We start from the raw sequence: 26,075 nt of genomic DNA on the forward strand, positions 1-26,075 counted from the left end.
AGCTGGTACACAGGTTGCGTCAACGCAGCGTCACCATCATGCGTCGCTGGCCGATGCGGCACGGTGACGCCGCCGTGACGAGGACTGCCGCATCGTGTCCGCAGTCGTCCAGCGCGTCCGGGGCCACCCGTCGCCGGCCGGACGCCGTGGGGGGAGGCCCAGGATGGACCGATCACTGATCGTCGCGAAGGTGGATCCGACCGCCGAGGAGCGGGTCGCCGAGATCTTCGCCGAGTCGGACGCGACGGAGCTGCCGCGCCTGGTCGGCGTCCGACACCGTTCGCTGTACCGGCTGCACGATCTCTACGTGCACCTGCTGGAGACCGAGCAGCAGGCAGCGGACGCGGTGGAGGGCGCCCGGGGCCACCCCGAGTTCATCCGGGTCAGCGAGCGCCTACGCCCGTACGTGTCGCCGTACCTGCCGACCTGGCGCTCGCCGCGCGACGCGATGGCGCAGTGCTTCTACCGGTTCGACGCCCCGGACACCCGGCGGCGGTCGTGACCGCCACCGCACCACGGGAGGAGCAGCTCTGGTCCCGCTGCGCCGGCTGTGCCAGCCTGCTCTACCGCAAACGGTTACGCCGCAACCTGGATGTCTGCCCCGAGTGTGGCGAGCACGCCCGCCTCGGCGCTCCGGAGCGCCTGCGTCAGCTTGTCGACCCGGGGTCGCTGCGTCTGCTGCCCAACCAACTCCCCGAGACGGACCCGCTCGACTTCGTCGACGTGCTGCCGTACCCGCACCGGCTCAGCGCCGCCCGTGCCAGCACCGGCCTGGCCGAGGCGGTCGTCTGCGCCACCGCCACCATCGGCGGGCACCCGGCAGTGTTGGCGGTGATGGATTTCCGGTTCCTGGGCGGCAGCCTGGGCTGCGCGGTGGGGGAGCTGATCACCCGGGCCGCCGAACGCGCACTCGACGACGGCGTCCCGCTGATCCTCATCACCGCCTCCGGCGGGGCGCGGATGCAGGAGGGCGTGCTGTCGTTGATGCAGATGGCCACCGTCAGCCAGGCCATCGCCGCGCTACGCGAGGCGGGCCTGCTCACCGTGAGTGTCCTCACCGACCCGACCTACGGCGGGGTGGCCGCGTCGTTCGCCACGAACACCGATCTGGTGCTCGCGGAGAGCGGCGCGCGGATGGGCTTCGCCGGCCCCCGGGTGATCCGCCAGGTCACCGGCCGGGCGCTGCCGGAGGGCTTCCAGAGCGCCGACGTCCTGCTGCGGCACGGACAGGTCGACATGGTGGTGCAGCGCCGGTCCCTGCGCGCCCGGCTGGGGGCGCTGCTCGCCGCCACCCGCGCCACCCGACCGGCCCGTGCGCCGGTACCCCGGCAGGAGCCGGCGCCGCGCCACGAGCGCCTCGGCGAGGCCGCCGCGACCCCGGCGGGCACGCCGGGTGCGGTGGACTCCCCGACGGTACGCGACGCGTGGGACACGGTCCGGCTGGCGCGACACCCCGGGCGACCGACCACACTGGACTACCTCGACTCGGTCTTCGACGGGTTCCTGGAGCTGCACGGCGATCGGCTCGGCGGAGACTGTCCGGCGGTCGTGGGCGGGGTGGCGCGGCTGGCCGACCGGCACGTGATGGTCATCGGCCACCAGAAGGGGCACACCACCGCCGAGTTGGTGGCCCGCAACTTCGGCATGGCCAGCCCGGCCGGGCATCGCAAGGCGCTGCGGCTGATGCGCCTCGCCGCCCGGCTCGGCCTGCCCGTGGTCACGCTGGTGGACACCCCCGGTGCCGACCCCGGGGTGAGCGCCGAGGAGCAGGGCCAGGCGGCGGCCATCGCGGAGAACATCCTCACCCTCACCGTGCTGCCCACCCCCGTGCTGGCCGTGATCACCGGTGAGGGCGGCAGCGGCGGCGCACTGGCCCTCGCCGTCGCCGACCGGGTGTTGATGTTGGAGAACGCCGTCTACTCGGTGATCAGCCCCGAGGGATGCGCGGCGATCCTCTGGCCGGACCGGTCGGCGGCGCCGCAGGCCGCCCGCGCTCTCCGACTGACCGCGCCCGACCTGTGCCGACTCGGAGTGGTCGACGAGGTCGTACCGGAGCCGTCGAGCGCCGCGCACGACGACCCGGCGGAGACCGCCCGCCGGTTGCGCGCCGCCCTGCTGAGCAATCTGCTGCCGCTGCTGGACGTGCCGCCCGCCATGTTGGTTCGCCTGCGTCGACAGCGCTTCCGCCGGTTCGGGGCGGCCCGTGCCGGTGCTCGGGCGGGTGCCCGATGACCGCCGGGGACACGAGCGTGTCGAGCGTCGAGGCACCCTCCGACGACGGGGTGGACGGCGAGGAGGCGCTCGCCGTCCTGCGTCGGCAGGCACACCACCTGATCGCCGAACTGGCCGGGCCGGTGCGCCGGATCCGGCTGCGCAGTGGGCCGGCGGTGCTGGAGGTCGAGTGGCACCCGGAGGAGCCGACCCGAGCGGACGGGCCCGCCGCGTCGACCGGGGCGCAGCGACCTACCGTCGATCCGCCGGGGGCGCCGGTGCGGGCCCCGGCGCCCGGACGGGCCGCGGTGCGGGCACCCATCGTCGGCACCTTCTACCGGGCACCCGAGCCCGGCGCGAAGCCCTTCGTCGCGGTGGGTGACCTGGTCCGTCCGGGCCAACCGGTCGCCATCGTCGAGGCGATGAAGCTGATGAACGAGGTGAGCGCCGACCGCGCCGGTCGGGTGGTCGCGATCCTCGTCGAGGACGGCCACCCGGTGGAGTACGACCAGCCGCTCGTCGAGCTGGACCCGGCATGACGGCGCGGGGTGGTGGACCATGTTCGAGACCGTGCTGATCGCCAATCGGGGCGAGATCGCGCTGCGGGTGCTGCGCGCCTGCAAGGAGTTGGGCGTGCGCACGGCGGTGGTCTACTCCGCGGCGGACGCCGACTCGGCGGCGGTCCGCCTCGCCGACCAGGCGGTCCGGATCGGGCCCGCGTCGAGCCGGCGCAGCTACCTCAACGCGGCGGCGATCGTGGAGGCCGCCCGGCAGGTGGGCGCGCAGGCGGTGCATCCCGGTTACGGCTTCCTCTCCGAGGACGCCGACTTCGCCGAGATCTGCGCGGACAACGGGCTGATCTTCATCGGCCCACCACCGGCGGTGATGGCCGCGCTGGCCGACAAGTCCTCGGCGCGGGCCCTGCTGAGCCGCGCCGGGCTACCACTGTCGCCGGGCAGTGTCGCACCGGTGCCGACCGCCGCCGCGGCGGCGGAGGTCGCCAACGCCGTCGGGTACCCGGTGATCGTGAAGGCCGCGGCCGGCGGCGGCGGTCGGGGCATGACCGTCGTGCGGACGCCCGGCGAGCTGCGCCGGGCGTACCCGCGGACCCGGGCGGCCGCCCAGGCCGCCTTCGGCGACGACCGGGTGTACGTCGAGCGTTACCTCACCGAGGCGCGCCACGTCGAGGTGCAGGTGCTCTGCGACTCCCACGGCAACGGTGTGCACCTGGGCACCCGGGACTGCTCGGTGCAGCGCCGGCACCAGAAGCTGGTCGAGGAGGCGCCCGCTCCGGCGCTGTCCGCCGCCGTCCTCGACACCATCGCCGAGGCCGCCCTGCGGGGTGCGCTGGCTGTCGGTTTCGTCGGTGCCGGCACGCTCGAGTTCCTTGTCGACGCCGACGAGAAGTTCCACTTCCTGGAGATCAACTGCCGGATCCAGGTCGAGCATCCGGTCACCGAGATGGTCACCGGCATCGACCTGGTGCACGAGCAACTGCACATCGCCGCCGGGGTGCCACTGCGCTTGCGGCAGGAGGAGATCCGTCTGCGGGGCGTCGCTGTGGAGTGCCGGGTCAACACCGAGGACCCGGCCCGGGACTTCGCACCGACCCCCGGCCGGTTGACCCGGTTCACCCCACCCGGCGGCCCGTTCACCAGGGTGGACACCCACGCCAGCGCCGGCTACCTGGTCGGCCCCTGGTACGACTCGCTGCTGGCCAAGGTGATCGTCTGGGCGCCGGACCGGGAGTCGGCCCTCAACCGGCTGGAACGGGCCCTCGGCGAGTTCGACATCGCCGGACCGGGCGTACACACCACCATCCCGTTCGTCCGGCGCGTGCTCGACGACGCCGGATTCCGCAAGGGCCGCTACACGACCGGCCTGGTCGACCGGCTGCTCGCCGCACCCGACGCGACGACCGCGCAGCGGCCGACGGCCACCCCCGCCCCACGCCCCGCCGCCGCGGCGGAGCCCGACAACACCCTCAGGAGGACCCGATGACCGTCACTCATGGTCGCCCGATGACCGCCGAGATCACCGACATCCTGGTGGCGCACTGTGGGCTGGACCCCGACGCGGCGGCCCGGGCACCCGCCGCGTCGCTCGAAGAGCTGGGGATGGACTCCCTCGCGCTGCTGGAACTCTCCGCGGTCGTCGCCGACCGGTGGCAGGTGAGCATCCCCGAGCAGGCCGGGGCGCTGAGCATCCCGGCGGTGGCCGACCTGGTGGCCCGCCGCGTCGACCCACCCGGGCACACCGAGAACACGGTGCTCATCGACGCGCCGCTGCCGCTGGTCTGGGAGGTCACCAACGACGTGGCGAACTGGACCGAGCTGTTCACCGAGTACGCAGTGGTGGACATCCTGCACCGCGAGGGGCACACCGTGCGGTTCCGGCTCACCATGTATCCCGACGAGAACGGGGTGTCCTGGAGCTGGGTCAGCGAGCGCACCTCCGACCCGGTGAGCAGGCAGGTCCGGGCGTACCGGGTGGAGACCGGGCCGTTCGAGTACATGCGGATCCACTGGCGCTACACCGAGGAGGCCGGCGGCACCCGGATGACCTGGACGCAGGACTTCGCGATGAAGCCGACCGCGCCGGTCGACAACGCCGCGATGACCGAGCGGATCAACACCAACAGCGTCATCCAACTCGCGGTGATCAAGGATCGGGTGGAGCGGATCGCCCGGCAGCGCGCCGACCAGGGCGTCCCGGTGGCCGGCGCCGACACGACGGAGGCCGACGATGAGTGACCTGAGCACCCGGCCGATCGCCGCCGGGGACGTACCCGCCGACCGTCGACGCGGTGGTGAGCTGCGGGTGTTGCTCGGTCCCCGCACCGTCGGCAGCACCTCCGGGTTCCTCGGGGTCGCCACCATCGCGCCGGGGGAGCGGATCGCCGAGCACTACCACCCGTACAGCGAGGAGTTCCTGTACGTGGTGCGCGGCGCGATCACCGTCGACCTGGACGACCAGCCGACCCTGCTGGCCGCCGGTGAGGCGCTGTTCGTACCGGTGAACGTGCGGCACCGACTGCGCAACACCGGTGTCGAACCGGCCGAGGTGGTCTTCCACCTGGGCCCGCTCGCACCCCGCCCGGAGCTGGGGCATGTCGACACCGAGCTGGCCGAACAGCGCGGTGGGTCGTGAGCGCGAGTCGGGCGCCAGCCGTACCGTCGCGAACCGGGGTGCCGTCGTGACCGCACGCCGCACTGTGGTGACCGGGATCGGGGTGGTCGCCCCCGGCGGCGCGAGCCGGGACCGGTTCTGGAAGACCATCACCGAGGGGCGGACCGCCACCCGGCGGATCAGTTTCTTCGACCCGTCGGCGTTCCGGTCGCAGATCGCCGCGGAGTGCGACTTCGACCCGGGCGCCGCGGGGCTCACCGACGCCGAACGGCGCCGCGCCGACCGGTACGTGCAGTTCGCGCTGGCCTGCTCCGTGGAGGCCGTCGCCGACGCCGGGCTGGCGCTCACCGACGCCGAACGGGACCGGGCCGGGGTGGTGCTCGGCACCGCGGTGGGCGGCACGATGGCGCTGGAGCAGGAGTACGTCACCGTCAGCGAGCACGGCCAGCGCTGGCTTGTCGACGCGACCCGCGGTGGCCCCTACCTCTACCAGGCGCTGGTGCCCAGCAGCCTCGCCGCCGACGTGGCCTGCCGGCACGGGCTGCACGGCCCGGCGCAGGTGGTGTCCACCGGCTGCACCTCCGGCATCGACGCCATCGGCTACGCCCACCAGTTGATCGTGGACGGTGAGGCGGACGTGATGCTGGCCGGGGCGGCGGACTCGCCGATCTCGCCGGTCACCGTCGCCTCGTTCGACGCGATCAAGGCGACCAGCCCGGACAACGACGACCCGGCGCACGCCTCGCGCCCGTTCGACGCCGACCGGCACGGGTTCGTGCTGGCCGAGGGCGGGGCGGTGCTGGTGTTGGAGGAGTTCGGGCACGCCCGCCGGCGGGGCGCGCACATCTACTGCGAGGTGGCCGGCTACGCCAGCCGCAGCAACGGTTACCACATGACCGGGCTGCGCCCGGACGGGCTGGAGATGAGCCTCGCCGTCAGCGACGCGCTGAAACAGGGGCGGGTTCTCCCCGAGCAGGTGTCCTACATCAGCGCCCACGGCTCGGGCACCCGGCAGAACGACAGGCACGAGACTGCCGCGTTCAAACGGGCCCTGGGCCAGGCCGCGTACCGGGTGCCGATCAGCTCGATCAAGTCGATGGTCGGGCACTCGCTCGGCGCGATCGGGTCGATCGAGATGGCGGCCTGCGCCCTCGCCATCGAGTTCGGCGTGGTGCCCCCGACGGCCAACTGGAGCACCCGCGACCCGGAGTGCGACCTGGACTACGTACCGAACGAGGCTCGGGAGGTCCCGGTGGACGTGGCACTGTCGGTGGGCAGCGGGTTCGGCGGCTTCCAGTCGGCGATGGTGTTCCGCAGGCCGATCGGGCCGGTGGCGGCGTGAGCGCCGCCCAGGAGCGTGCCGGCGTGAGCGCGCCTCAGCAGCGGGACGGGATGAGCGTCCCCGCGGCCCGGGCGGTGGTGACCGGCATCGGGGTGGTCGCGCCCAGTGGCATCGGTGCGGACGCGCACTGGGAAACGGTGCTGGCCGGCACCCGACGGACCGGACCGATCACCCTGTTCGACCCGGCCGGCTATCCGACCCGACTCGGCGGTGAGGTGCCCGGCTTCACCGCCGACTCGTACGCCGACAGTCGACAGGTGGTGCAGACCGACAGGTGGACGCACCTCGGTTTCGCCGCCACCCGACTGGCGTTGGCCGACGCCGGCCTGCCCGAGCGGGCCCCCGACCCGTACGGCTACGCGGTGACCCTGGCCAGCTCGTCCGGAGGCAACCTGTTCGGCCAGCGGGAGCTGCAACGGCTGTGGGGCGGGCCGTCGCGCACGGTCGGGGCGTACCAGTCGATCGCCTGGTTCTACGCGGCGAGCGTTGGGCAGCTCTCCATCCACCACCAGTTCAAGGGCCCCAGCGGGGTGCTGGTCGCGGAGTCCGCCGGCGGGCTGGACAGCCTCGCGCACGCTGCCCGGGCGGTACGCCGGGGCACCCCGGTGGTGATCGCCGGGGGCACCGAGTGCCCACTCAGCCCGTACGCGTTGGCGTGCCAGCTGCGCTCCGGGCTGCTCAGCGACGTCGCCGATCCGCAGCGCGCGTACCGACCGTTCGACGCCTCGGCAAGCGGCTACCTGCCCGCCGAGGGGGGCGCGGTGTTCGTGGTGGAGGAGCTGGGGCATGCCCTCGCCCGGGGTGCCCGGGTCTACGGCGAGGTGAGCGGGTGGGGTTCCACCCACGACGCCGCGCACACCACAGCGGACAGTGCCGGCGACCCGGCCCAGTACGCGCGGGCCATGCGGCTGGCCCTGGACCGGGCCGGCGTGGTCGCGGGCGGGATCGACGTGGTGCTGCCCGACGCCCTCGGGGTGCCCCGCTACGACCGCAGCGAGGCCGAGGCGTTACGCGCCGTGTTCGCCGACCGGCCGGTGCCGGTGACGACGCAGAAGCCGCTGACCGGGCGGGCGTACCAGGGCGGGTCGGCGTTGGACGTGGCCACCGCGCTGCTGGCCTTCGCGCACGACACGCTGCCCGCGTCGGCCGGCCCGGAAGAGGTCGCCGAGGGGTGCGAACTCGACTTCCTGCGCGAGCACCGCCAGCCGCGCAGCCGCCTCGCGTTGGTCTGCGCGCGGGGTTTCGACGGGTTCAACAGTGCGCTGGTCCTGCGCGGGGCGGTGCCGATGAGAGGAGAGACGCCATGAGTGGACAGCGGGCGCGGGTGGTGTTCCTGGTGCGGGTGCCGGTGCCCCGCACCGAGGAGTTCCTCGCCGCCTACGAACAGGTGCGGCACCTGGTCGCCGACGGGGTACCGGGACACCTGGTCGACCAGGTGTGCCGCTCGTCGACCGACCCGGAGCAGTGGTTGATCACCAGCGAGTGGGCGACCCTCGCCGACTTCGAGGCCTGGGAGCGCAGCCCCGAGCACCGGGATCTGGTCCGCCCGATGCGGGAGTGCTTCACCGACGCCCGCTCGCTGCGGTTCCACATCCACGCCCAGACCCCGGCCCTGGTCTGACGAAGACGGGAACCGCTGACACACCGCGTTCACCGGATGGCAATGCGCGACGGTCAGTGTGCCGTCGTCCTGGGTGGACGGTCATAATGGGCCGCATGGTTGCCTGGGAGTACGCCCTGCTCGTCCGCCGCTATCAGGGACAGGGCCGCAATTTCCATGTCTCGTTCGTCTGGTACGCCCCGGACGGGTCCCGCAAGGACATCACCGCCTACGGTGACACCGCCATCGCGCACCTCAACCGCGCCGGCCGGGAGGGCTGGGAGCTGGTCTCCGCCGCCGAAGACGTCAACAACGTCCAAGGCAGCACCGAAGTCCACCGCTACCACCTAAAACGCCCCCTCCCCTAACCCACCCCCACCCCCACCCCCCACGCCCCACGCCCCACGCCCCACCCCCGCCCGGGTCGATCATGGAGTTGTGGTGGTGGACAAAGCGCGCTATCCGCCCCGATTCGGGCACCACAACTCCATGATCGACCCCGCAGGGGGCGGGGGTCAGGTCAGGTTGATGGCGGGGTAGAGGGGGTGGGGGGCCAGCAGGTCGGTCGCCTGCCGGGCGATCTTGTCGGCCAGGTCGGTGTCGAGAACGTACTTCGCCTTGGACGGGGTGCCGTCGGCGTTGGCGCCGGCGGTGGTCTGGGTCAGCACGGTGTGGATCAGATCCGCGGTCTGGTCCATCTCGGCGGTGCCCAGGCCCCGGGTGGTCAGGGCCGGGGTGCCGATCCGGATGCCGGAGGTGTACCAGGCGCCGTTCGGGTCCTGCGGGACCGAGTTGCGGTTGGTGACGATGCCCGAGTCGAGCAGCGCCTGCTCGGCCTGCCGGCCGGTGAGCCCGTAACCGGACACGTCGATCAGCACCAGGTGGTTGTCGGTGCCACCGGTGACCAGCTTCGCGCCCCGGCTCAGCAGCCCTTCGGCGAGGGCCTGGGCGTTGTCCACGATCCGCTGGGCGTAGTCGGCGAAGTCGGGGCGGCGGGCCTCGGCGAGGGCGACGGCCTTGGCGGCCATCACGTGCGGCAGCGGACCGCCGAGCACCATCGGGCAGCCCCGGTCCACCTGGTCGGCCAGCTCCGGCTGGCAGAGCACCATGCCGCCGCGTGGGCCGCGCAGCGACTTGTGGGTGGTGGTGGTGACGATGTGCGCGTGCGGCACCGGGTCGAAGTCGCCGGTGAAGACCTTGCCGGCGACCAGACCGGCGAAGTGGGCCATGTCGACCATGAAGGTGGCGCCGACCGAGTCGGCGATCTCCCGCAGGATCCGGAAGTTCACCTTGCGGGGGTACGCCGAGTAGCCGCCGACCAGGATCAGCGGCTTGAACTCGCGGGCCGCCTCGGCCACCCGGTCGTAGTCGATCAGGCCGGTCGCCGGGTCGGTGCCGTAGCTGCGCTGGTCGAACATCTTGCCGGAGATGTTCGGCCGGAAGCCGTGGGTGAGGTGGCCGCCCGCGTCCAGCGACATGCCGAGCATCCGCTGGTTGCCCAGCTCACGGCGCAGCGCGAACCAGTCGGCCTCGGTGAGGTCGTTGACCTGCCGGACCTGGGCCTTCTTCAGGGCGGGGGACTCCACCCGGTCGGCCAGCACCGCCCAGAAGGCGACCAGGTTGGCGTCGATGCCGGAGTGCGGCTGCACGTACGCGTGCGCGGCCCCGAACAGCTCGCGGGCGTGCTCGGCGGCGAGCGCCTCGACGGTGTCGACGTTCTGGCAGCCGGCGTAGAAGCGGCGGCCCACGGTGCCCTCGGCGTACTTGTCGCTGAACCAGTTGCCCATGGCCAGCAGGGTCGCCGGGGAGGCGTAGTTCTCGCTGGCGATGAGCTTGAGCGACTCCCGCTGGTCGGTCAGCTCGGCGCCGATGGCGTCGGCCACCCGCGGCTCGACAGCCCGGATCACCTCAAGGGCGCTACGGAATGCGGTGGACTCGGCGTTGTGCGACATGCGACCTCCAACAGACGTGCGGGAAGGCCCAGGCGCTCGGCAAACGTCCTCGTGACGGGGCCGCTCCCCGATGGTTGTCCATCCCCACGCGCCAGTAACGGCCCGCGCCGATCCTACCGGGCCGGCCGGGGCCGTCCCGGGCGACCTCCGGACGCCACCCGCCGGGAGGGTTGGGCGACCGCCGTGGGGGCACCCCCTTGACGGGCGGGTACGCCACCCGCGGGAGAGGAGTCACCAATCATGACCACACCGACCACCGACCGGCCGCTCGCCGTGGTGACCGGGGCGTCCAGCGGAATCGGGTACGAGCTGGCAGTGCAGTTCGCCGAGCACGGCTTCGACCTGGTCGTGGTCGCCGACGACGACGGCATCTCGACCGCTGCCGAGAAGCTGCGCCGTGACGGCGGCCCGCAGGTCCAGCCGGTCCGCGTCGACCTGGCCCGGGAGCAGGGCGTGGAGGAGTTGGCCTCGACGATCGCCGCCACCGGCCGCCCGGTGGACGCCCTCGCGCTCAACGCCGGCCGGGGCGCCGGCGGCGCCTTCGTCGGCGGCACCGACCTGCGCGACGAGCTGGAGATCGTCGACCTCAACGTGCGCTCGACTGTGCACCTGGCGAAGCGGCTGCTGCCCGGCATGGTCGAGCGGGGTGCCGGCCGGGTCCTGTTCACCTCGTCGATCGCCTCCACCATGCCGGGGCCGTTCCAGGCGGTGTACAACGCGTCGAAGTCGTTCGTGCAGTCCTTCGCCGAGGCACTGCGCAACGAGTTGAAGGACACCGGCGTCACGGTGACCGCGCTGATGCCCGGGCCCACCGACACGGAGTTCTTCGAGCGGGCCGACATGCAGGACACCCGGGTCGGCTCCGGCTCCAAGGACGACCCGGCCACGGTCGCCGCGCAGGGCTTCGAGGCGCTGATGAAGGGCGATCAGACGGTCACCGCCGGCTCGTTCGTGAACAAGCTGCAGACCGCGGCCGGCAAGATCATTCCGGACAGGCTCAAGTCCGAGCAGCACCGGCACATGGCCGAGCCGGGCTCGGGCAGCTGACCCCTGGTGTACGACGAAGGGCCCGACATCGTGCCGGGCCCTTCGTCGTGAGCAGGCGTCTCAGGCGGTCATCGCGTCCATCGCCTTCTTGATCGCCTTCGGCGCGGTGGGGGTACGCGGAGCGTCCGCCCGCAGCGCGATCATCCGCTCGCCGATCTCCTGCAACTGCTTGCGACCCAGGGCGTCGCGGACCTTCGGGAACCACTCCTCCTCTTCCTCCTCGACGTGGTGGGTGACGTTCTCGATCAGCACCGTCGTCTTGGCGTTGAAGCGTTCGTCGGTGGCGTCCATGCTGGCCAGCTCGGCGCAGAGCACGTCGGCGACGTGGTGCTCCTCGTACGACTCGAGGATGTCGTCCTCCAGGTCGGGCAGCAGGCGGCGGACCTCCGGGTACATCACCTCGTTCTCCAGATAGGTGTGCACCGTCAGGGCCTCGAGGATCTGGTTCACCAGCTTCTGGCGCTGGTTCGCCGGCCCCTCCTCGGCATCCTGGAAGGCCTTGAAGAGACGGCGCATCTCCTTGTGGTCCTCTTTGAGCAGGACGATCGCATCGGTCGACACGGGCATGACCTCCCTGGATCTCGGCTGGTGGAAATCCGGTACCCAGCAGGTCAAATGTGGAAACAGCGGATATCGGGCGATCAGACCATGGACAGTGTGCCGGGAATCTCGTCGAGCAGTTCCCGGGCGAGGAAGCCGATCCGGCCGTACCGGGGGATCAGCCGCTGACCGCTCACCGCGTGCGCGAACGAACCCCAGCAGGCGGACTGCGCCGGGTCGGCGCCCCGGGACAACAGCCCCGCCAGCAGCCCGGCGAGCACGTCCCCGCTGCCGGAGGTGCCCAGCCCGGCATCGCCGCTCTCCTCCCGCCACCGTCGCCCATCCGGCGCGGCCACGTGCCCGTAGAGCGAGACGACCGCCTCGTACCGGTCGGCCAGCTCGGCCGCCTCGGCGTCCAGATCGTCGCCCGGTTCCCGGCCGAGCAGGTGCTCGGCCTCGGTGACGTTCGGGGTGAGCACCACCGGCCGGCCCGAGCCGACAAGCAGCTCCGGTTCGTGGCTGAGCGCGCCGAGGGCGTACGCGTCGATCACCAGCGAGGTCCGCGGCCGGGCCGCCTCCAGGACCAGACCCAGCAACCGCCGCGTCTCCTCGATCCCTCGCAGCCCCGGCCCGACGGCCACCACGTCGGCCTCGGCGACCAGCTCGCCGAGCTGCCCGTCCCGGTCGGCGGCGACCGCACCGGCGGAGGTCTCCGGCAGCCCGACCACCAGCGCCTCGGGCACCTGGATGCTCAGCGTGGCGGCGGTGGACTCGGCGGCGGCGAGCTGGAGCACCCCGGCGCCGGCACGCAGCGCGGCCACCCCGGCGAGCAGCACCGCGCCCGGGGTGAAGCGGGAACCACCGACGATCAACACGGTGCCCCGGCTCTCCTTGCCGCCGGCCGGTACCGGTAGCGCCCAGTCCCGCAGCAACCCCGGCGTGATCACCTGCACCTCAGACCGGTTCGGCATGAATCTCGTCCTCCCTGGTCGGCTGGGCTCCCTGCCGCCGCAGGTGGCCGACCTCGTTGAATCCGCCAAGTGTCAGTCGGCCGCCCGCGTCGGCGGACCAGTCGGTGATCGAGCAGTTGGCGATCACGTGCTCCCGGGTGAGCGCCATCAGGTCCGGCTCGGTCAACCCCTCCACCAGGTAACGCAGCAGGAAGACGAGCGCGTCGTGACCGAACAGCAGCACCCGCTGGCCCTCGTGGTCCCGGCGCAGGTCGCCGAGGAGGGTCCGCAGCCGCAGCGCCACGTCGGTCCAGGACTCCCCGCCGGGCGGCCGGTAGTAGAACTTGCCGAGCCGGGCCCGGCGCTCGGCCTCGTCGGGGTACCGCCGGCGCACCCCGTGCCCGGTCAAGCCGTCGAGGATGCCCAGCTCCCGGTCGCGCAGCCGCTCGTCCCGGCTCATCGGCACCCCGGTGCCGTGCAGGGCCAACTCGGCGGTGCTTACCGCGCGCAGGTACGGCGAGACCACCGCCACGTCCGGGCGGCGGTCCGGCGGCAGCCCGGTCAACCACCGACCGGTCGCGCGGGCCTGCTCCGCGCCGGTGGGGGAGAGCGGCACGTCGGCGTCGCGGTGACCGAGCCCGATCAGCTCCTCGCCGGACGCCTCGGCGCGCGTCGCCGCCACGTTCGCGGTGCTCTCACCGTGCCGGATGATCCAGAGCGTCGCCAGTTCCGCCATGCCGACCCCCTACCCGGGTGTCGGTGGCGGTAACCGTGTCCGGTCAGCCGCGCCGTTGCAGCAGGGCGACGGTCAGCCCCTTCACGCGGGTCAGCCGGGCCAGTTGGTACCGCTCGCCGAGCAGGGCGGCCCGTTCCTTGGGCAGCCCCGCCAACGGCGCGTCGGTGACCGTCGGCAACACCAGCCAGAGCCGCGGCTCGTCGCGCAGACAACTCGCCGGGTCGTCGCAGTCCGCGCCGGACAGCTCGTCGCGCTGAGCCGCCGTCCGCTTCTGGAAGACGTTGCGGGGGGAGACGTCCGCCGGAAGGTAGTACCGCACCCCGGGTTCGGTCATCCACCACCAGACGCCGCCCACGACGAGGCCGTCACCGGGCTCGTAGCCGGCCTCGATGACCCGGGCCGCCTGGGAGTAGGACAGTGGCTCGAAGGCGCGGGTCCGCGGGTACGTGTACCAGCCGTGCGAGTACTCCCCGCGCAGCGCGAGCTGACCGGGCACGGACAGCGCGGCGACGACCACCAGCCCCGCCGCCATCAGCGGGGCCCGGCGCAGCGCGGCGATCCCGGCGCCGGCCAGCACCGCCCAGGCCGGCAGCAGGAACAGCAGGTACTTGGAGAAGAAGTAGTTGATCTCGCCGGTCGAGGCCAGCAGGATCACCGGCACCGGCAACACTGCGACAAGCACCGCGCTCACCGTCCGGTGCACGGCGTCGCGGCGCAGGTGGGTGAGCAGACCCGCGGTGGCAAGCGCGGTCACCGCGACGGCGAGCAGCGTCGAGCCGTACGCCTGCTCCCAGACCGTCCAGGGGGAGAGGTCCGGGATCCAGCTGATCTGCCGGCCCGCCTGTTTCATGCCGCGCAGGATCACCGGCGCGGCGATCGCCACCCCACCGAGGGCACCGAGCGGGAACCAGGCAAGCGACCACCAGTGGCGCTGCCGCCAGCAGTGGATCAGAACGGCAGTGCCGTGCCCGACCAGGAGGGTCAGCGCCACCACGTTGACCAGGCCGATGCCGGCCACCGCGAGCGCGTACGCCACCCAGCGCGGCCACCCGGGCCGCTCCAGCGCGCGGAGCAGGAACAGGGTGGCCGCCGCCGCGGCGAGGACGACGAAGGCGTACGAGCGGGTCTCCTGCCCGAACCGGGTGACAGTGGGCACCAGCGCGAAGACGAACCCGGCCGCGACACCCGTCGGGTGGTCGAACAGTCGCCGCCCCACAAGCGCCACGCTGGCCGTGGCCAGGGCCATGGCCAGCGCCGACGGCAGCCGTACCGCGATGGGGCCGGTGCCGAACACCGTCGTCCAGACGTGCATGAACAGGTAGTAGGCCCCGTGCACCGCGTCGACGTTCGCCAGCATGGCCCGGATCTGTCCGGTGGAGCGCGTCGCCACGTCGATGGTGACCAGCTCGTCGTGCCACATCTCCGGGCTGCCCAGCCGCCACCCGACGGCGAGCGCGGCGAACGCCGTGGGCCAGAACCAGACGCTGAGCGCCAGCCGGCGGGCGAGGGGGACCGGCTGGTGGTCCGGCCCGGCGGGCAAGGGTGGGGTCCTCCCGCCGGTCTGCGCGGGCTGCGCGTCCGTGGCGACGGCGCGGTTCGACATCGGCGTCCGATCGGGGGGCGGGGTTACGGGGCGCGACGATGATAGCGCCCGCCCCGGGCCGGCCCCGGGCGGCGATCGGTGGGGTCGGGGTGGGCGCGTCGTCCGGTTCGGCGCTGGCCGATCGCGGGGGTGAGCCTGATAATGTGGCCGCGCCCGTCGCGCATTCCCACCACGCACAGTGAGGCCTACCGACCCAATGATTGTCGACATTATGCTGCCGTACTACGGAAGCGTGCCCCTCATGCAGGCGGCGGTGCGCAGCGTGATGGCGCAGAGTGACCCCGGTTGGCGCCTCACAGTGGTCGACGACGGCACCGAGCCGGGCGTGCCCGAGTGGTTCGCGGGCATCGATGACGAGCGGGTCCGGTACCAGCGCAACGAGCACAATCTCGGGATCACCGCCAACTACCGCAAGTGCGTAGGTCTCGCTGAGCACGAGTACCTGGTGATGATGGGCACCGACGACATCATGCACCCCAACTACGTCGCGACGGTGCGATCGGTGATCGAGCAGTACCCGGGCGTCGGCATGGTCCAGCCGGGGGTGGAGATCATCGACGCCAATGGCACGGTGGTCAACACCATCGTCGACGAGGCGAAGCGGCGGATCTACGCCCCCCGGATCGACTCCCGCGAGCTGATGGGCGGCGAGGACCTGGCGGCCAGCCTGCTGCGCGGCTGCTGGTTCTACTTCCCGTCGATCTGCTGGCGGACGGACGCGCTCAAGGCCGTCGACTTCCGCGAGGAGTTCCAGGTCATCCAGGACCTGGCCCTGGTGATCGACCTGATCCAGCGCGGTGAGCAGATGGCCGTCGACAACACCCTCTGCTTCCAGTACCGGCGGCACGCGGTGAGCAAGTCCGCTGCCGACGCGGTGAACGGCTCCCGGTTCACCGAGGCGCGGGCGTTCTTCCTCGACGTCGCCCGGCGGATGGACGAGCAGGGGTGGCCGCGGGCGGCGCGGGCGGCCCGCAGCTACACCTCGTCACGCCTGCACGCCATCACCCTGCTGCCGACGGCGGTGCTCTCCGGCAAGATGTCCGGCGTACGCAGTCTGTCCCGGCACGCGTTCGGGCCGGGCCGATGACCGACGACAGCCAGGGAGACGCCATGACCGTCAGACCACGACGTCCGGCGGGAGACGCCGTAGCGCCCAAGCGGGTGGTGGTGCTCGGCGGCACCGGCTTCCTCGGCCGCCCGATCAGCCGCGCCCTGGCCGATCAGGGTCACACGGTGGTCGCCGTGGCGCGTACCCCGAAGACCATCGGCGCGGGTGTCGAGGTCCGGTCACTGGACCTGGCCGCCGCCGACATCGACGAGATCACCGCGGTGCTGCGGGACCTCGACCCGGACGTGGTGATCAACGCGGCGGGCGGGATGTGGGGCCTCACCGAGGCGCAGATGCTCGCTGTCAACGTCACCCTGGTCGAGCGGCTCCTGGCGGCCGCGGGCCGACTGCCAAGGCGGGTCCGGGTGCTGCAGATGGGCAGCGTGCACGAGTACGGGCTGGTCCCGGTGGACACGTCGATGCCCGAGCAGCTGACCCCGGCGCCGGTGATGCCGTACGGCGAGTTCAAGCTGCGCTGCACCGAGGCGGTCACCGCGGCGGACCGGCAGGGCCTGATCGAGGGCGTCACGCTGCGGGTCGGCAACGTCATCGGTGCCGGCCAGCCCGGCCACAGCCTGCTCGGCGTGGTCGCGGGCCGGCTGCGCGACGCCCAGCGGGCCGGCGAGCGCGCCCGGTTGGAGTTGGCACCGCTCGGCTCCCGGCGTGACTTCATCGGTCTCAGCGACGTGGTCGCCGCCGTGCAGTTGGCCGCGACCCGTCCCGAGGCGGCCGGTCGCGTGATCAACATTGGTCGGGGGGTGGCGGCCAGCGCGCGTGATATGGTCCGGCTCCTCATCGAGGTGAGTGAGGTGCCGACCGACCTGATCGAGGCGGAGCAGACCGGTCCCGCCGAGACCAGTTGGCAGCGGCTGGACGTCGGATCGGCCGCCGCGGTGCTCGGCTGGTCGCCGAGCGATGACCTGCACACCGAGATGAAGCAGTTGTGGGAGCACGCCGGCGCCGAGGTGCCCGCCTGATGCCGAGAGGTGCCTGACCGCATGACCACCCCCGCTCTCATCCGGTCCCGCGGCACACTGGCCGACCTGCTCTCCGGCCGCAGCAACGGCATCGGGCTGATCCGGCTCTGCCTGGCCGTCGGCGTCGTGCTCTCGCACTCCAAGCCGCTCGGCTTCGGTGCCCACGACCTCGGTTACTACCTGACCGGTCGGCAGACCAACGTCGGCACCATGGCCGTGTACGGCTTCTTCGTGCTGTCCGGCCTGCTGATCACCCGCAGCGCCCGGCGTACCGGCATCATCAGGTACGCCTGGCACCGGGCTCTGCGGATCTTCCCCGGGCTCTGGGTCTGCCTGTTGATCAGCGCGTTGGTGATCGCTCCGCTCGTCATGTTGCGCGAGCACGGCAGCACCGCAGGCTTCTTCGACAACGCCTGGGACCGGGGCGGCCCGTTGGCCTACCTGCGGGCCAACTGGTGGACCGGTGTCCGCCAGTACGGCATCCACGACCTGTTCACCGAGACCACCCCGTGGGGTCAGAAGGTCAACTACAGCGTCTTCAACGGTGCGCTGTGGTCGCTCAAGTACGAGATGTTCTGCTACGTCGTGGTGGGCGTGCTGGCGGTGACCGCGGTGCTGCGTAACGCCCGCCGGTTCGTGCTGTTCCTGACCGTCGCCCTCTACACGAGCATCGTGTACGACTGGGTGAGCTCCGGGCACTTCAGCGGCCCGGCGTCGACGGCGAGTTGGAGTTTCACCTCGCCACTGGTCGGCAAGATGACGTTCTACTACATCGTCTACCTGGGCTTCCTGTTCGCCGTCGGCGCGACCCTCGACCTGTACCGGGAGCGGGTGCCGATCAACGACGCGCTGGGCATCGGCTCGGCGGTGGCGCTCGGGTTGTCGCTGCTCTTCGGTGGCTTCTTCGTCATCGGGCTGCCCGCGTTCGCGTACCTGCTGGTCTGGCTGTCGGTGCGGATGCCGCGTCAGTTGCACTGGGTGGGGCGCAAGAACGACTACTCGTACGGCATCTACATCTACGGTTTCGTGTTCCAGCAGGTGATGACCAGTCTCGGTTGGAGCCGCTGGGGCTACGTGCCGTTCGCCGCGATGTCGGTAGCGGTCGCCTTCGCCGCCGCGTTCGTGTCCTGGAAGTTGGTCGAGCGGCCGGCGCTGCGGTTGAAGGACTGGACGCCGGGCTTCGTGGCCCGCCGCTCCGCGCAACGGGTGCCGGTCGAGCAGCAGACAGCTGTGGCCGAGGAGCCGCCCGCGACGCCGCCGGCACACCTCGACGGCCCGACCGAGGGGCTGCCGCAGCATCCTGGCACGCTGGTCCCGGGCCGGTAGCCCCACCGGGCCGCCGCCACGCCGTACCCTCGGGGGCGTGGCCACGGCGGCGGAGGAGATCCGGGTGGGGGAGCGGCTGGTCCGCGTCTCCAGCCCCGACAAGCCGTACTTCCCGGAGCGTGGGCTGACCAAGCTCGATGTGGTCCGCTACTTCCTGGCGGTGGGTGACGGGATCCTGCGCGCCCTGCGGGACCGGCCGACGATGCTCGAACGCTGGCCGCGCGGCGTCTTCGACGGCGCGACGATCGCCACCCGGCAGACCAACCGCGGCGACGCGTTCTACCAGAAGCGGCTGCCGGCGGGCGCGCCCGAGTGGGTGCGCACCGCCCACATCACCTTCCCCAGTGGCCGCACCGCCGACGAGATCGCCCCGAGCGAGTTGGCGGTGGTGATCTGGGCGGCCAACCTGGGCACCCTGCGGTTCCATCCGTGGCCGGTCAGCGCCGCCGACGTGGAACGCCCCGACCAGCTGCGCATCGACCTGGACCCGCTGCCCGGCGTCGGCTTCGAGCAGGTGGTGCCGGTGGCGCGGGAGGTCAATGCCTTCCTCGCCGAACTGGGGATGACCGGCTACCCGAAGACCACCGGCGGACGCGGCCTGCACGTCTACCTGTCGATCGAGCCGCGGTGGAGCTTCGGCGACTGTCGGCGCGCGGTGCTCGCCCTGGGTCGGGAGATGCAGCGCCGGCTGCCGGAGCTGGTCACCACCACCTGGTGGCGCGACAAGCGGGACCGCCCGGTCTTCGTCGACTACAACCAGATGTCCCGGGACCACACGATGGCCTCGGCGTACTCGATCCGACCGACACCGCAGGCCCTGGTGTCGGCGCCGCTGACCTGGGCGGAGCTGGACGACGCCCGACCGGAGGACTTCGACGTGCTGTCGATGCCGGCCCGCTTCGCCGAGCGCGGCGACCCGCACGCCGGCCTGGACGGCGACCGGCACTCGTTGGAGCCGCTGTTGGAGCTGGCCGACCGGGACGGGCTGGAGGCCCCGCCCGTCCGGTGACCCGCCGCCGACGTCACCGCGCGGTGATCACCGGTTTCAACGCGGCGCCCACCTGGGGCGCGAGGGTCGCCGAGTAGGTGGCGCTCAGGTGGTGCGCGTCGCGCCAGACGAGCACGCCGCCGATGACGGGGGCGCACCGGTCCGCGGGGCAGATCCAGTCGTTCAGGTCGATCAGGTGGGCGCCGGTGAGCCCGTCGGCCGCCGCCTCCTGGGCGGGACCGCCCCCGCGACCCAGGGCCTCGGTCCGGGCGGTGGCGCACTTCGTCAGCCGGTTGCGGTTCTTCGACACGCACTCGGCGATGTCCTTCAGGTGTAGCGGCGTGTCCCGCAGCACCACCACCGGCACCCCCTGCGCGATCATGCCGCCCCAGGTTGAGCGCAGCTCGCGGGCCAGCGCCGACCGCCAGTTCGCGGCCGACTCACCACGGACCGGGTACTCGGCGTTGGTGACCACCAGCAGGTCGGGGCGGTCCTCGCCGAGCAGCTTCTGCCGCACCGACTCGTTCCACTGGGTGCAGGAGGAGTAGGGCCTGTCGTTCAGGGATATCTCCGCCGTCAGGAACGGGCAGCCGCCCTTGGTGTAGGTGGCCAGGCGCCACCCGTTGGCCTCCGCCGCCAGCCGCATCGCGGGGACCCACTGGTCGGCGTGGGAGTCACCGGCCAGCGCGATAGTGGTCGCCGAGTCCGTCTTGCCGAAGACACACACCTCCGGTGTGGCGGATTCCAGCGACACGTGGCAACTCTTCGCCGCCTGCAACAGCGGTGCGTCCCGGGCGGCGCGTGCCGGGTCGGGGACTATCGAGTCCACAGTGTCGACGGGCACCCCGGCGCGACTGGTGCGGGGGGACCGGCCGAGGGCCGCGGCACCGGGCGCGGACGGTGGCGCTGCCGCCGGGGCGCTGGCGCCGGGCACCTGGCCCATGATGACCGACGAGGCGGGTGCCGGGCCGTCCGTCGACGGAACGGCCACCTGGAAGGTCAGGCCGGCGAGCGCGGCCGCAGCGGTGCAGACGGCGCCGATGCGCAGGGCTGCGGAGGGCCGGTCGGCGAGGGCCGGTGAGCGCCGGACCGGGTTCTCGATGAAGTGGTACGTCAGCGCGGCGGGGATGGCCGAGACGGCCACGACGGCGAGCGCGGCGCCGACGCCGAGGTCGCCGACGTGCGCCTGCGCGGCGACCAGCACCGGCCAGTGCCACAGGTACAGCGAGTACGAGATCCCCCCGACGTAGCGCAGGGGTTGCCGGCCGAGCAGGAGCGCGGGTCCGGCGCGACCGGCGGCCGGCCCGAACGCGATCACCGCGGCGGTACCGAGGGTGGGGCCGAGCGCGGCGTACCCGGGGAAGCCGGCCTCGGTGGTGATGAGCGCGGCCGAGGCGCCGACGGCGATCAGCCCGGCCCAGGCCAACGGGACGGCCACCAGGCGCGGTGACCGGCCCCACCAGACCGCCGTGACGGCGACGGCGCCGCCGAGGGCCAGCTCCCACATCCGGGTGGTGGTGACGTAGTACGCCGAGGCGTCGGTCGGTGAGACGTACAGCGCCCAGGCGAACGAGGGGACCGCGATCAGCGCCAACCCGAACAGGTAGCGACCGCGGCCCGCCCGTCCGTGGTGACGGGCGAACCAGCCGAGGCCGATCAGCAGCAGGGGCCACACCAGATAGAACTGTTCCTCGACGGCGAGGGACCAGAAGTGCTGGGCGATGCTCGCGGCGTCGTTGGCGGCCACGTAGTCGGCGGACTCCCCGGCCATCCGCCAGTTCATGGCGTAGCAGGCGCTGGCGATGACGTCCCAGGCCGTGGCCGCCCAGCGCCCCCGGGGCAGGAAGACGTAGGTGAGCACCAGGGTCGCGAGGAGTACGGTCGCGGCGGCCGGGAGCAGCCGCTTCGCGCGGCGGGCGTAGAAGTCGGTGAGGGACAGCCGCCCGCTTCTGTCGAGTTCCGCTAGCAGCAGGCCGGTGATGAGGAACCCGGAGATCACGAAGAACACGTCGACGCCGACGAACCCGCCGGGCAGGTGCGGCACCCCGGCGTGGCCGAGGAGCACCAGCAGCACGGCCACCGCCCGCATGCCTTCGATGTCCCCACGGAAGGACCGCGCGCCGGTGGGTCCCGGCCCGGTCGACACCCGCCTGGTCGACGTCGCCCTGCTCGGCGCCGGTGCGGTGTGCCGGGCCCGCTCCCACAGATCGTCTGAGATAGCCACGTCGCGGATAGTAGTGGCGCTTCGCGGCAATTAACCCGAGTCGGGGGGTTTTGTAGGTGGGTTCGTGTTATGGCGCTACTGCCAGGGGCTCTGCGTCCCGCCGAACTCCTCGAAGACGAGCCAGGACCGCGTCGACAACACCCCGGCGATGCGCTGCACCCGGTCCAACACCACGTCCCGCAGGGCGGCGTTGTCCGGAGCCCGGACCAGCGCCAGCACGTCGTGCTCGCCGCTGAGCAACGCGACGTGCTCGACGTAGCGGACCCGGGCCAGCTCGGCCGACACCTCCCGCCAGGTGTTCTGCTCGATCGTCAGCGCCATGTACGCCGAGGTGCCCAGCCCGGCCGCCTCGGGCGCCACCTGGGCGCGGAACCCGGTGATCACCCCGTCGCGCAGCAGTCGCTCCACCCGCGCGTACGCGTTGGTGCGGGAGATGTGGATCCGTTCGGCGAGCGTGCGCACCGACGTACGCCCGTCCCGGACCAGTTCGTCGAGGATCCGCCGGTCCACCTCGTCCAGGGCTCGAACCGATCGTCCCGATCCCGCCACCCGGTCTGCTTCGTCGCCGGTTTCCTGGCTCACTGAGACCTCCTCCGGATGCCAACCGTCCCGCCTTCTGCGTGGATCTTGAGTCAATCATCCGACACGCGGAAGCATAGGCTCACCACACGTCCCAGGAGGTTCCGCCGTGACGACCACTCCCCAGGCGGTCCGCAGGGCATCCCCGCGTACGCGTCGAGCGGCCACCCCGCCCGACCCGGCGCGCCCGCTACTGCCGGACGCCGAGCCGGTTCGCCTGCTCGACCCGAACGGCACACCGTTGCCCGCCCGTCCCCACTACCCGGAGCCACCCGTCGAGGCGCTGCGCGAGCTGTACCGCCGGATGGTGCTCGGCCGTCGGTTCGACACCCAGGCCACCGCCCTGACCAAGCAGGGCCGGCTGGCCGTCTACCCGTCCTCCCGGGGGCAGGAGGCGTGCCAGGTCGCCGCGGTGCTCGCGGTCCGCGACACCGACTGGGTCTTCCCCACCTACCGTGAGTCGATGGCGCTTGTTGCCCGGGGCATCGACCCGGTCGAGGTGCTCACCCTGCTGCGCGGCGACTGGCACTGCGGCTACGACCCGACCGAGGTGCACACCGCACCGCAGTGCACCCCGCTCGCCACCCAGTGTGTGCACGCCGCCGGGCTGGCGCACGGCGAGGCGTACCAGGGCCGCGACACAGTGGCGCTCGCCTTCATCGGTGACGGCGCCACCAGCGAGGGCGACTTCCACGAGGGGATCAACTTCGCCGCCGTGTTCAAGGCGCCGGTGGTCTACTTCGTGCAGAACAACAGGTACGCCATCAGCGTCCCGCTGTCCCGGCAGACCGCGGCCCCCTCGCTTGCCTACAAGGGCGTCGGTTACGGCGTGCCCAGCGAGCAGGTCGACGGCAACGACCCGGTCGCGGTGCTCGCCGTGCTCACCCGCGCGGTGGAGCACGCCCGCTCCGGCAACGGGCCGTTCCTGGTCGAGGCGCACACCTACCGGATGGAACCGCACACCAACGCCGACGACGCCAGCCGCTACCGCGACGGCGCCGAGGTCGACGCCTGGCGGGACCGGGACCCGATCGCCCGGCTGGAGACCTACCTGCGGGCGCGCGGGGTGCTCGACGACGCGGCGGTCGCCGAGGTCGCCGAGCAGGCCGAGGCGTACGCGGCGGACCTGCGGACCCGGATGAACGAGCAGCCCACGGTGGACCCGCTGAGCCTCTTCGACAACGTCTACGCCCAGCCCACCCCGCAGCTGATCGAACAGCGCGAGCAGGTTCGGGCCGAGTTGGCCGCCGCCCGCGACGAGGAGGGGCACGCCTGATGGCCACCACCATGGCGAAGGCCCTCAACACCGCGCTCGCCGACGCCCTCGCCGCCGACGACCGGGTTGTCGTCTTCGGTGAGGACGTCGGTCAGCTCGGCGGCGTCTTCCGGATCACCGACGGCCTGCAGGCCCGCTTCGGCGAAGACCGCTGCTTCGACACCCCCCTCGCCGAGGCCGGCATCGTCGGCTTCGCCGTCGGCCTGGCCATGTCCGGTCTGCGGCCGGTGGTCGAGATGCAGTTCGACGCGTTCGCGTACCCGGCGTTCGAGCAGATCGCCTCGCACGTGGCGAAGCTGCGCAACCGCACCCGGGGCAAGCTCAGTGTGCCCATCGTGATCCGGGTGCCGTACGCGGGTGGGATCGGCGGGGTCGAGCACCACTGCGACTCGTCCGAGGCGTACTACGCGCACACCCCCGGGCTGAAGGTGGTCACCCCGGCGACCGTCGAGGACGCGTACTCGCTGCTGCGCGAGGCGATCGACGACCCCGACCCGGTGGTCTTCATGGAGCCCAAGAAGCTCTACTTCGGCAGCGCCGAGGCGCAGCTGCCGACCCGGACCGAGCCGTTCGGGCGGGCCGTCGTACGCCGACCCGGCCGCGACGCCACCCTTGTCGCGTACGGGCCGGCGGTGCCTGTCGCGCTGGAGGCCGCCGAGGCAGCCCGCGAGGAGGGCTGGGACCTGGAGGTGGTCGACGTCCGCACCATCGTGCCGTTCGACGACGAGACCATCACCGCCTCGGTTCGGCGTACCGGTCGGTGCGTGGTGATCCAGGAGGCGCCCGGCTTCGCGGGTGTCGGCGCGGAGATCGCCGCCCGGGTGCAGGAGCGCTGCTTCCACGCCCTGCACGCCCCGGTGCTGCGGGTCGCCGGGCTGGACATCCCGTACCCGGCGCCGATGCTGGAGCACACCCACCTGCCCGGGGTGGACCGGGTGCTCGACGCGGTGGCCCGCCTGCAGTGGGACGACCAGCCGGACGCGCGTTGGGCGGCGGCATGACCACCGTCGAGCGGACGCAGGTCTTCCTCCTGCCCGACCTCGGTGAGGGGCTGAGCGAGGCCGAGATCGTCGAGTGGCGGGTCGCCGTGGGTGACATCGTCACCGTCGACCAGAGCGTGGTCGAGGTGGAGACCGCCAAGGCCGTCGTCGACGTGCCCTGCCCGTACGCCGGCCGGGTCGTCACCCTGCACGGCGCGGCCGGTGAGGTACGCCCGGTCGGCCAGCCGTTGATCACCATCGCGCCGCTGGACGGCGGCGACGAGCCCGCCGGACACGCCACCTACCGCGAGGAGGAGCGCGCCGGCTCCGGGAACGTGCTGATCGGCTACGGCACCGGCCACGGCGGCCCCACCCGCCGTCGACGTCGACCTCGGCTGACGCTCGCCCCCGAGCCGGCCGACACCGCGCGGACCGACACGGCTCCGACCGGTGGTGCCTCTCCGACCGGTGGTGCCGCCCCGAGCGGTGGTCCGGTTCCGGCCGGTGGTGCCGCCCCGGCGGTGGCCGCCGGGGCTGCCGCTGGCGCGGGGGACGCGCCCGGTCGTTCGGCGCGGCCGAGTGCCCTGGTCATCTCGCCGATCGTGCGGCGGCTGGCCCGGGAACGCGGCATCGACCTGAACGCGGTGCGGGGCACCGGGCCCGGTGGCGTGATCCGCCGGGCCGACGTGGAGGCGGCGCTCGCCGCACCCGCCGCCCGGCTCGCCGCCGTGCCGGACGCCCCCGTCGCGCCGGTGCCGTCCGGGGACGACGACGTGATCATCCCGCTCACCGGGGTCCGTAAGGTCATCGCCGACAAGCTCTCCCGCAGCCGGCGGGAGATCCCGGAGGTGACCATCTGGGTCGACGTGGACGCCACCGGGCTGCTGGAGACCCGGGCCGCGATCAACGCGGCGACGCCCGACGCGCCGGTGAGCATCCTGGCCCTGCTGGCCCGGATCTGCCTCAGCGGGCTGCGTCGGTTCCCGCAGCTCAACGCCCGCGTCGACAGCGAGGCGCAGCGGATCGTCCAGTCCGCAGGGGTGCACCTCGGCATCGCCGCGCAGACCGACAGGGGTCTGCTGGTGCCGGTGCTGCGCGACGCCCAGCGTCTCACCACCGCCGAGCTGGCCGCCGAACTGGCGGCGACCACCGCCGCCGCGCGGGCCGGCAGCCTGCCGCCGGCCCGGCTGACCGGGGGCACCTTCACCCTCAACAACTACGGGGTGTTCGGCGTCGACGGCTCCACGCCGATCATCAACCACCCGGAGGCGGCTCTGCTCGGCGTCGGCCGGATCGTGGACAAGCCGTGGGTGGTCGACGGGCAGCTCGCCGTCCGCAAGGTGACCCAGCTCAGCCTCACCTTCGACCACCGGGTCTGCGACGGCGGGGTGGCCGGTGGCTTCCTGCGGCACGTCGCCGACTGCGTGGAGCGCCCGGCGCTGCTGATCGCCGCCGTCTGACGCGTACCCCCGGCCCCGGCGCTGCCCGTGCGGCGCCGGGGCCGGCG

25 protein-coding genes and 1 riboswitch are annotated in these 26,075 nt (G+C 72.6%); of the genes, 18 read left to right on the plus strand and 7 right to left on the minus strand.

Features of this window, described 5'->3' with window-relative positions; all coding sequences use genetic code 11:
• Positions 1–163: 163 nt before the first annotated feature.
• From AB0B85_RS30070 to AB0B85_RS30115, 10 genes are all read left to right on the plus strand, one after another.
• Positions 164–502, plus strand: coding sequence for a TcmI family type II polyketide cyclase (locus tag AB0B85_RS30070; protein WP_357412546.1), 339 nt, complete (start codon positions 164–166; stop codon positions 500–502).
• Positions 499–2,232 (plus strand): acetyl-CoA carboxylase carboxyltransferase subunit alpha, encoded by a 1,734-nt coding sequence (locus AB0B85_RS30075; RefSeq protein ID WP_357412548.1) that lies wholly within the window; start codon positions 499–501, stop codon positions 2,230–2,232. The genes AB0B85_RS30070 and AB0B85_RS30075 overlap by 4 nt, the downstream gene beginning before the upstream one ends.
• Entirely contained in the window at positions 2,229–2,750 is a 522-nt protein-coding gene (gene accB, locus AB0B85_RS30080) for an acetyl-CoA carboxylase biotin carboxyl carrier protein (protein WP_357412550.1), read from the plus strand. The genes AB0B85_RS30075 and accB overlap by 4 nt, the downstream gene beginning before the upstream one ends.
• A 19-nt stretch (positions 2,751–2,769) precedes the next feature.
• A complete protein-coding gene (locus AB0B85_RS30085; RefSeq protein WP_357412552.1) occupies positions 2,770–4,212 on the plus strand; it encodes an acetyl-CoA carboxylase biotin carboxylase subunit in 1,443 nt (480 codons plus the stop codon).
• On the plus strand, positions 4,209–4,964 hold the full coding sequence (locus AB0B85_RS30090) for an SRPBCC family protein (RefSeq protein ID WP_357412554.1): 756 nt from the start codon (positions 4,209–4,211) through the stop codon (positions 4,962–4,964). The genes AB0B85_RS30085 and AB0B85_RS30090 overlap by 4 nt, the downstream gene beginning before the upstream one ends.
• Entirely contained in the window at positions 4,957–5,361 is a 405-nt protein-coding gene (locus tag AB0B85_RS30095) for a cupin domain-containing protein (protein WP_357412556.1), read from the plus strand. The genes AB0B85_RS30090 and AB0B85_RS30095 overlap by 8 nt, the downstream gene beginning before the upstream one ends.
• Before the next feature lie 46 nt (positions 5,362–5,407).
• Entirely contained in the window at positions 5,408–6,682 is a 1,275-nt protein-coding gene (locus tag AB0B85_RS30100; RefSeq protein ID WP_357412558.1) for a beta-ketoacyl-[acyl-carrier-protein] synthase family protein, read from the plus strand.
• 50 nt (positions 6,683–6,732) lie between these two features.
• The gene (locus AB0B85_RS30105; RefSeq protein WP_357412598.1) at positions 6,733–7,989 is read left to right on the plus strand and encodes a beta-ketoacyl synthase N-terminal-like domain-containing protein; all 1,257 of its coding nucleotides are present in this window, start codon (positions 6,733–6,735) and stop codon (positions 7,987–7,989) included.
• Positions 7,986–8,303, plus strand: a complete 318-nt coding sequence (locus AB0B85_RS30110; RefSeq protein WP_357412559.1) for an antibiotic biosynthesis monooxygenase family protein — start codon at positions 7,986–7,988, stop codon at positions 8,301–8,303. The genes AB0B85_RS30105 and AB0B85_RS30110 overlap by 4 nt, the downstream gene beginning before the upstream one ends.
• A gap of 86 nt (positions 8,304–8,389) precedes the next feature.
• Complete coding sequence (locus AB0B85_RS30115) at positions 8,390–8,650, plus strand: hypothetical protein (RefSeq protein ID WP_357412561.1); 261 nt, start codon at positions 8,390–8,392, stop codon at positions 8,648–8,650.
• 147 nt (positions 8,651–8,797) lie between these two features.
• Here the strand turns inward: AB0B85_RS30115 and AB0B85_RS30120 are convergent, their stop codons facing one another.
• Complete coding sequence (locus AB0B85_RS30120) at positions 8,798–10,234, minus strand: glycine hydroxymethyltransferase (RefSeq protein WP_357412563.1); 1,437 nt, start codon at positions 10,232–10,234, stop codon at positions 8,798–8,800.
• A gap of 19 nt (positions 10,235–10,253) precedes the next feature.
• Positions 10,254–10,343: riboswitch (ZMP/ZTP riboswitch) on the minus strand.
• A gap of 131 nt (positions 10,344–10,474) precedes the next feature.
• On the opposite strand from AB0B85_RS30120, the gene AB0B85_RS30125 reads away from it, so the two are divergent.
• A complete protein-coding gene (locus tag AB0B85_RS30125) occupies positions 10,475–11,281 on the plus strand; it encodes an SDR family NAD(P)-dependent oxidoreductase (RefSeq protein WP_357412565.1) in 807 nt (268 codons plus the stop codon).
• A gap of 60 nt (positions 11,282–11,341) precedes the next feature.
• Here AB0B85_RS30125 and AB0B85_RS30130 read toward each other — a convergent pair whose 3' ends face one another.
• The 4 genes from AB0B85_RS30130 to AB0B85_RS30145 all read right to left on the minus strand — a co-directional run bounded on the left by AB0B85_RS30130 (position 11,342) and on the right by AB0B85_RS30145 (position 15,110).
• Positions 11,342–11,842, minus strand: a complete 501-nt coding sequence (locus AB0B85_RS30130; protein WP_357412567.1) for a hemerythrin domain-containing protein — start codon at positions 11,840–11,842, stop codon at positions 11,342–11,344.
• 80 nt (positions 11,843–11,922) lie between these two features.
• Positions 11,923–12,792, minus strand: a complete 870-nt coding sequence (locus AB0B85_RS30135) for an NAD(P)H-hydrate dehydratase (RefSeq protein ID WP_357412569.1) — start codon at positions 12,790–12,792, stop codon at positions 11,923–11,925.
• Positions 12,776–13,507 carry a histidine phosphatase family protein gene (locus tag AB0B85_RS30140; RefSeq protein ID WP_357412571.1) on the minus strand — a complete coding sequence of 244 codons (732 nt, stop codon included), beginning with the start codon at positions 13,505–13,507 and terminating at the stop codon, positions 12,776–12,778. Before AB0B85_RS30140 ends, AB0B85_RS30135 begins: the two co-directional genes overlap by 17 nt.
• Before the next feature lie 43 nt (positions 13,508–13,550).
• On the minus strand, positions 13,551–15,110 hold the full coding sequence (locus AB0B85_RS30145; protein ID WP_357412573.1) for a glycosyltransferase family 39 protein: 1,560 nt from the start codon (positions 15,108–15,110) through the stop codon (positions 13,551–13,553).
• A 196-nt stretch (positions 15,111–15,306) separates the two neighbouring features.
• Between AB0B85_RS30145 and AB0B85_RS30150 the strand changes: the two genes are divergently transcribed.
• Genes AB0B85_RS30150 through AB0B85_RS30165 form a run of 4 tightly spaced genes read left to right on the plus strand, consistent with a single transcriptional unit; the run spans position 15,307 to position 19,530 of the window.
• Positions 15,307–16,197: a glycosyltransferase gene (locus AB0B85_RS30150; protein ID WP_357412575.1), complete on the plus strand. Its 891-nt coding sequence runs from the start codon at positions 15,307–15,309 to the stop codon at positions 16,195–16,197.
• 23 nt (positions 16,198–16,220) lie between these two features.
• Positions 16,221–17,195, plus strand: a complete 975-nt coding sequence (locus AB0B85_RS30155) for an NAD(P)-dependent oxidoreductase (protein WP_357412577.1) — start codon at positions 16,221–16,223, stop codon at positions 17,193–17,195.
• A gap of 21 nt (positions 17,196–17,216) precedes the next feature.
• Positions 17,217–18,521: an acyltransferase gene (locus AB0B85_RS30160; protein WP_357412579.1), complete on the plus strand. Its 1,305-nt coding sequence runs from the start codon at positions 17,217–17,219 to the stop codon at positions 18,519–18,521.
• A gap of 37 nt (positions 18,522–18,558) precedes the next feature.
• Positions 18,559–19,530: a DNA primase small subunit domain-containing protein gene (locus AB0B85_RS30165; RefSeq protein WP_357412581.1), complete on the plus strand. Its 972-nt coding sequence runs from the start codon at positions 18,559–18,561 to the stop codon at positions 19,528–19,530.
• Between the two features lie 13 nt (positions 19,531–19,543).
• Here AB0B85_RS30165 and AB0B85_RS30170 read toward each other — a convergent pair whose 3' ends face one another.
• Together AB0B85_RS30170 and AB0B85_RS30175 are read right to left on the minus strand one after the other, a co-directional pair.
• Entirely contained in the window at positions 19,544–21,733 is a 2,190-nt protein-coding gene (locus AB0B85_RS30170) for an acyltransferase family protein (RefSeq protein WP_357412584.1), read from the minus strand.
• Positions 21,734–21,808: 75 nt separating this feature from the next.
• Positions 21,809–22,282: an Lrp/AsnC family transcriptional regulator gene (locus AB0B85_RS30175; RefSeq protein WP_357412600.1), complete on the minus strand. Its 474-nt coding sequence runs from the start codon at positions 22,280–22,282 to the stop codon at positions 21,809–21,811.
• 106 nt (positions 22,283–22,388) lie between these two features.
• Here AB0B85_RS30175 and pdhA point away from each other — a divergent pair, with 106 nt between their 5' ends.
• The 3 genes from pdhA to AB0B85_RS30190 are packed head-to-tail and all read left to right on the plus strand — an operon-like array spanning position 22,389 to position 26,028.
• Positions 22,389–23,588: a pyruvate dehydrogenase (acetyl-transferring) E1 component subunit alpha gene (gene pdhA / locus AB0B85_RS30180; protein WP_357412602.1), complete on the plus strand. Its 1,200-nt coding sequence runs from the start codon at positions 22,389–22,391 to the stop codon at positions 23,586–23,588.
• Positions 23,585–24,589 (plus strand): alpha-ketoacid dehydrogenase subunit beta, encoded by a 1,005-nt coding sequence (locus AB0B85_RS30185; RefSeq protein ID WP_357412604.1) that lies wholly within the window; start codon positions 23,585–23,587, stop codon positions 24,587–24,589. The genes pdhA and AB0B85_RS30185 overlap by 4 nt, the downstream gene beginning before the upstream one ends.
• Positions 24,586–26,028 carry a dihydrolipoamide acetyltransferase family protein gene (locus AB0B85_RS30190; RefSeq protein WP_357412586.1) on the plus strand — a complete coding sequence of 481 codons (1,443 nt, stop codon included), beginning with the start codon at positions 24,586–24,588 and terminating at the stop codon, positions 26,026–26,028. Before AB0B85_RS30185 ends, AB0B85_RS30190 begins: the two co-directional genes overlap by 4 nt.
• Positions 26,029–26,075: the final 47 nt, after the last annotated feature.

Origin of the sequence: Micromonospora sp. NPDC049044, assembly GCF_040649215.1 — a bacterium.
Taxonomy (GTDB): domain Bacteria; phylum Actinomycetota; class Actinomycetes; order Mycobacteriales; family Micromonosporaceae; genus Micromonospora.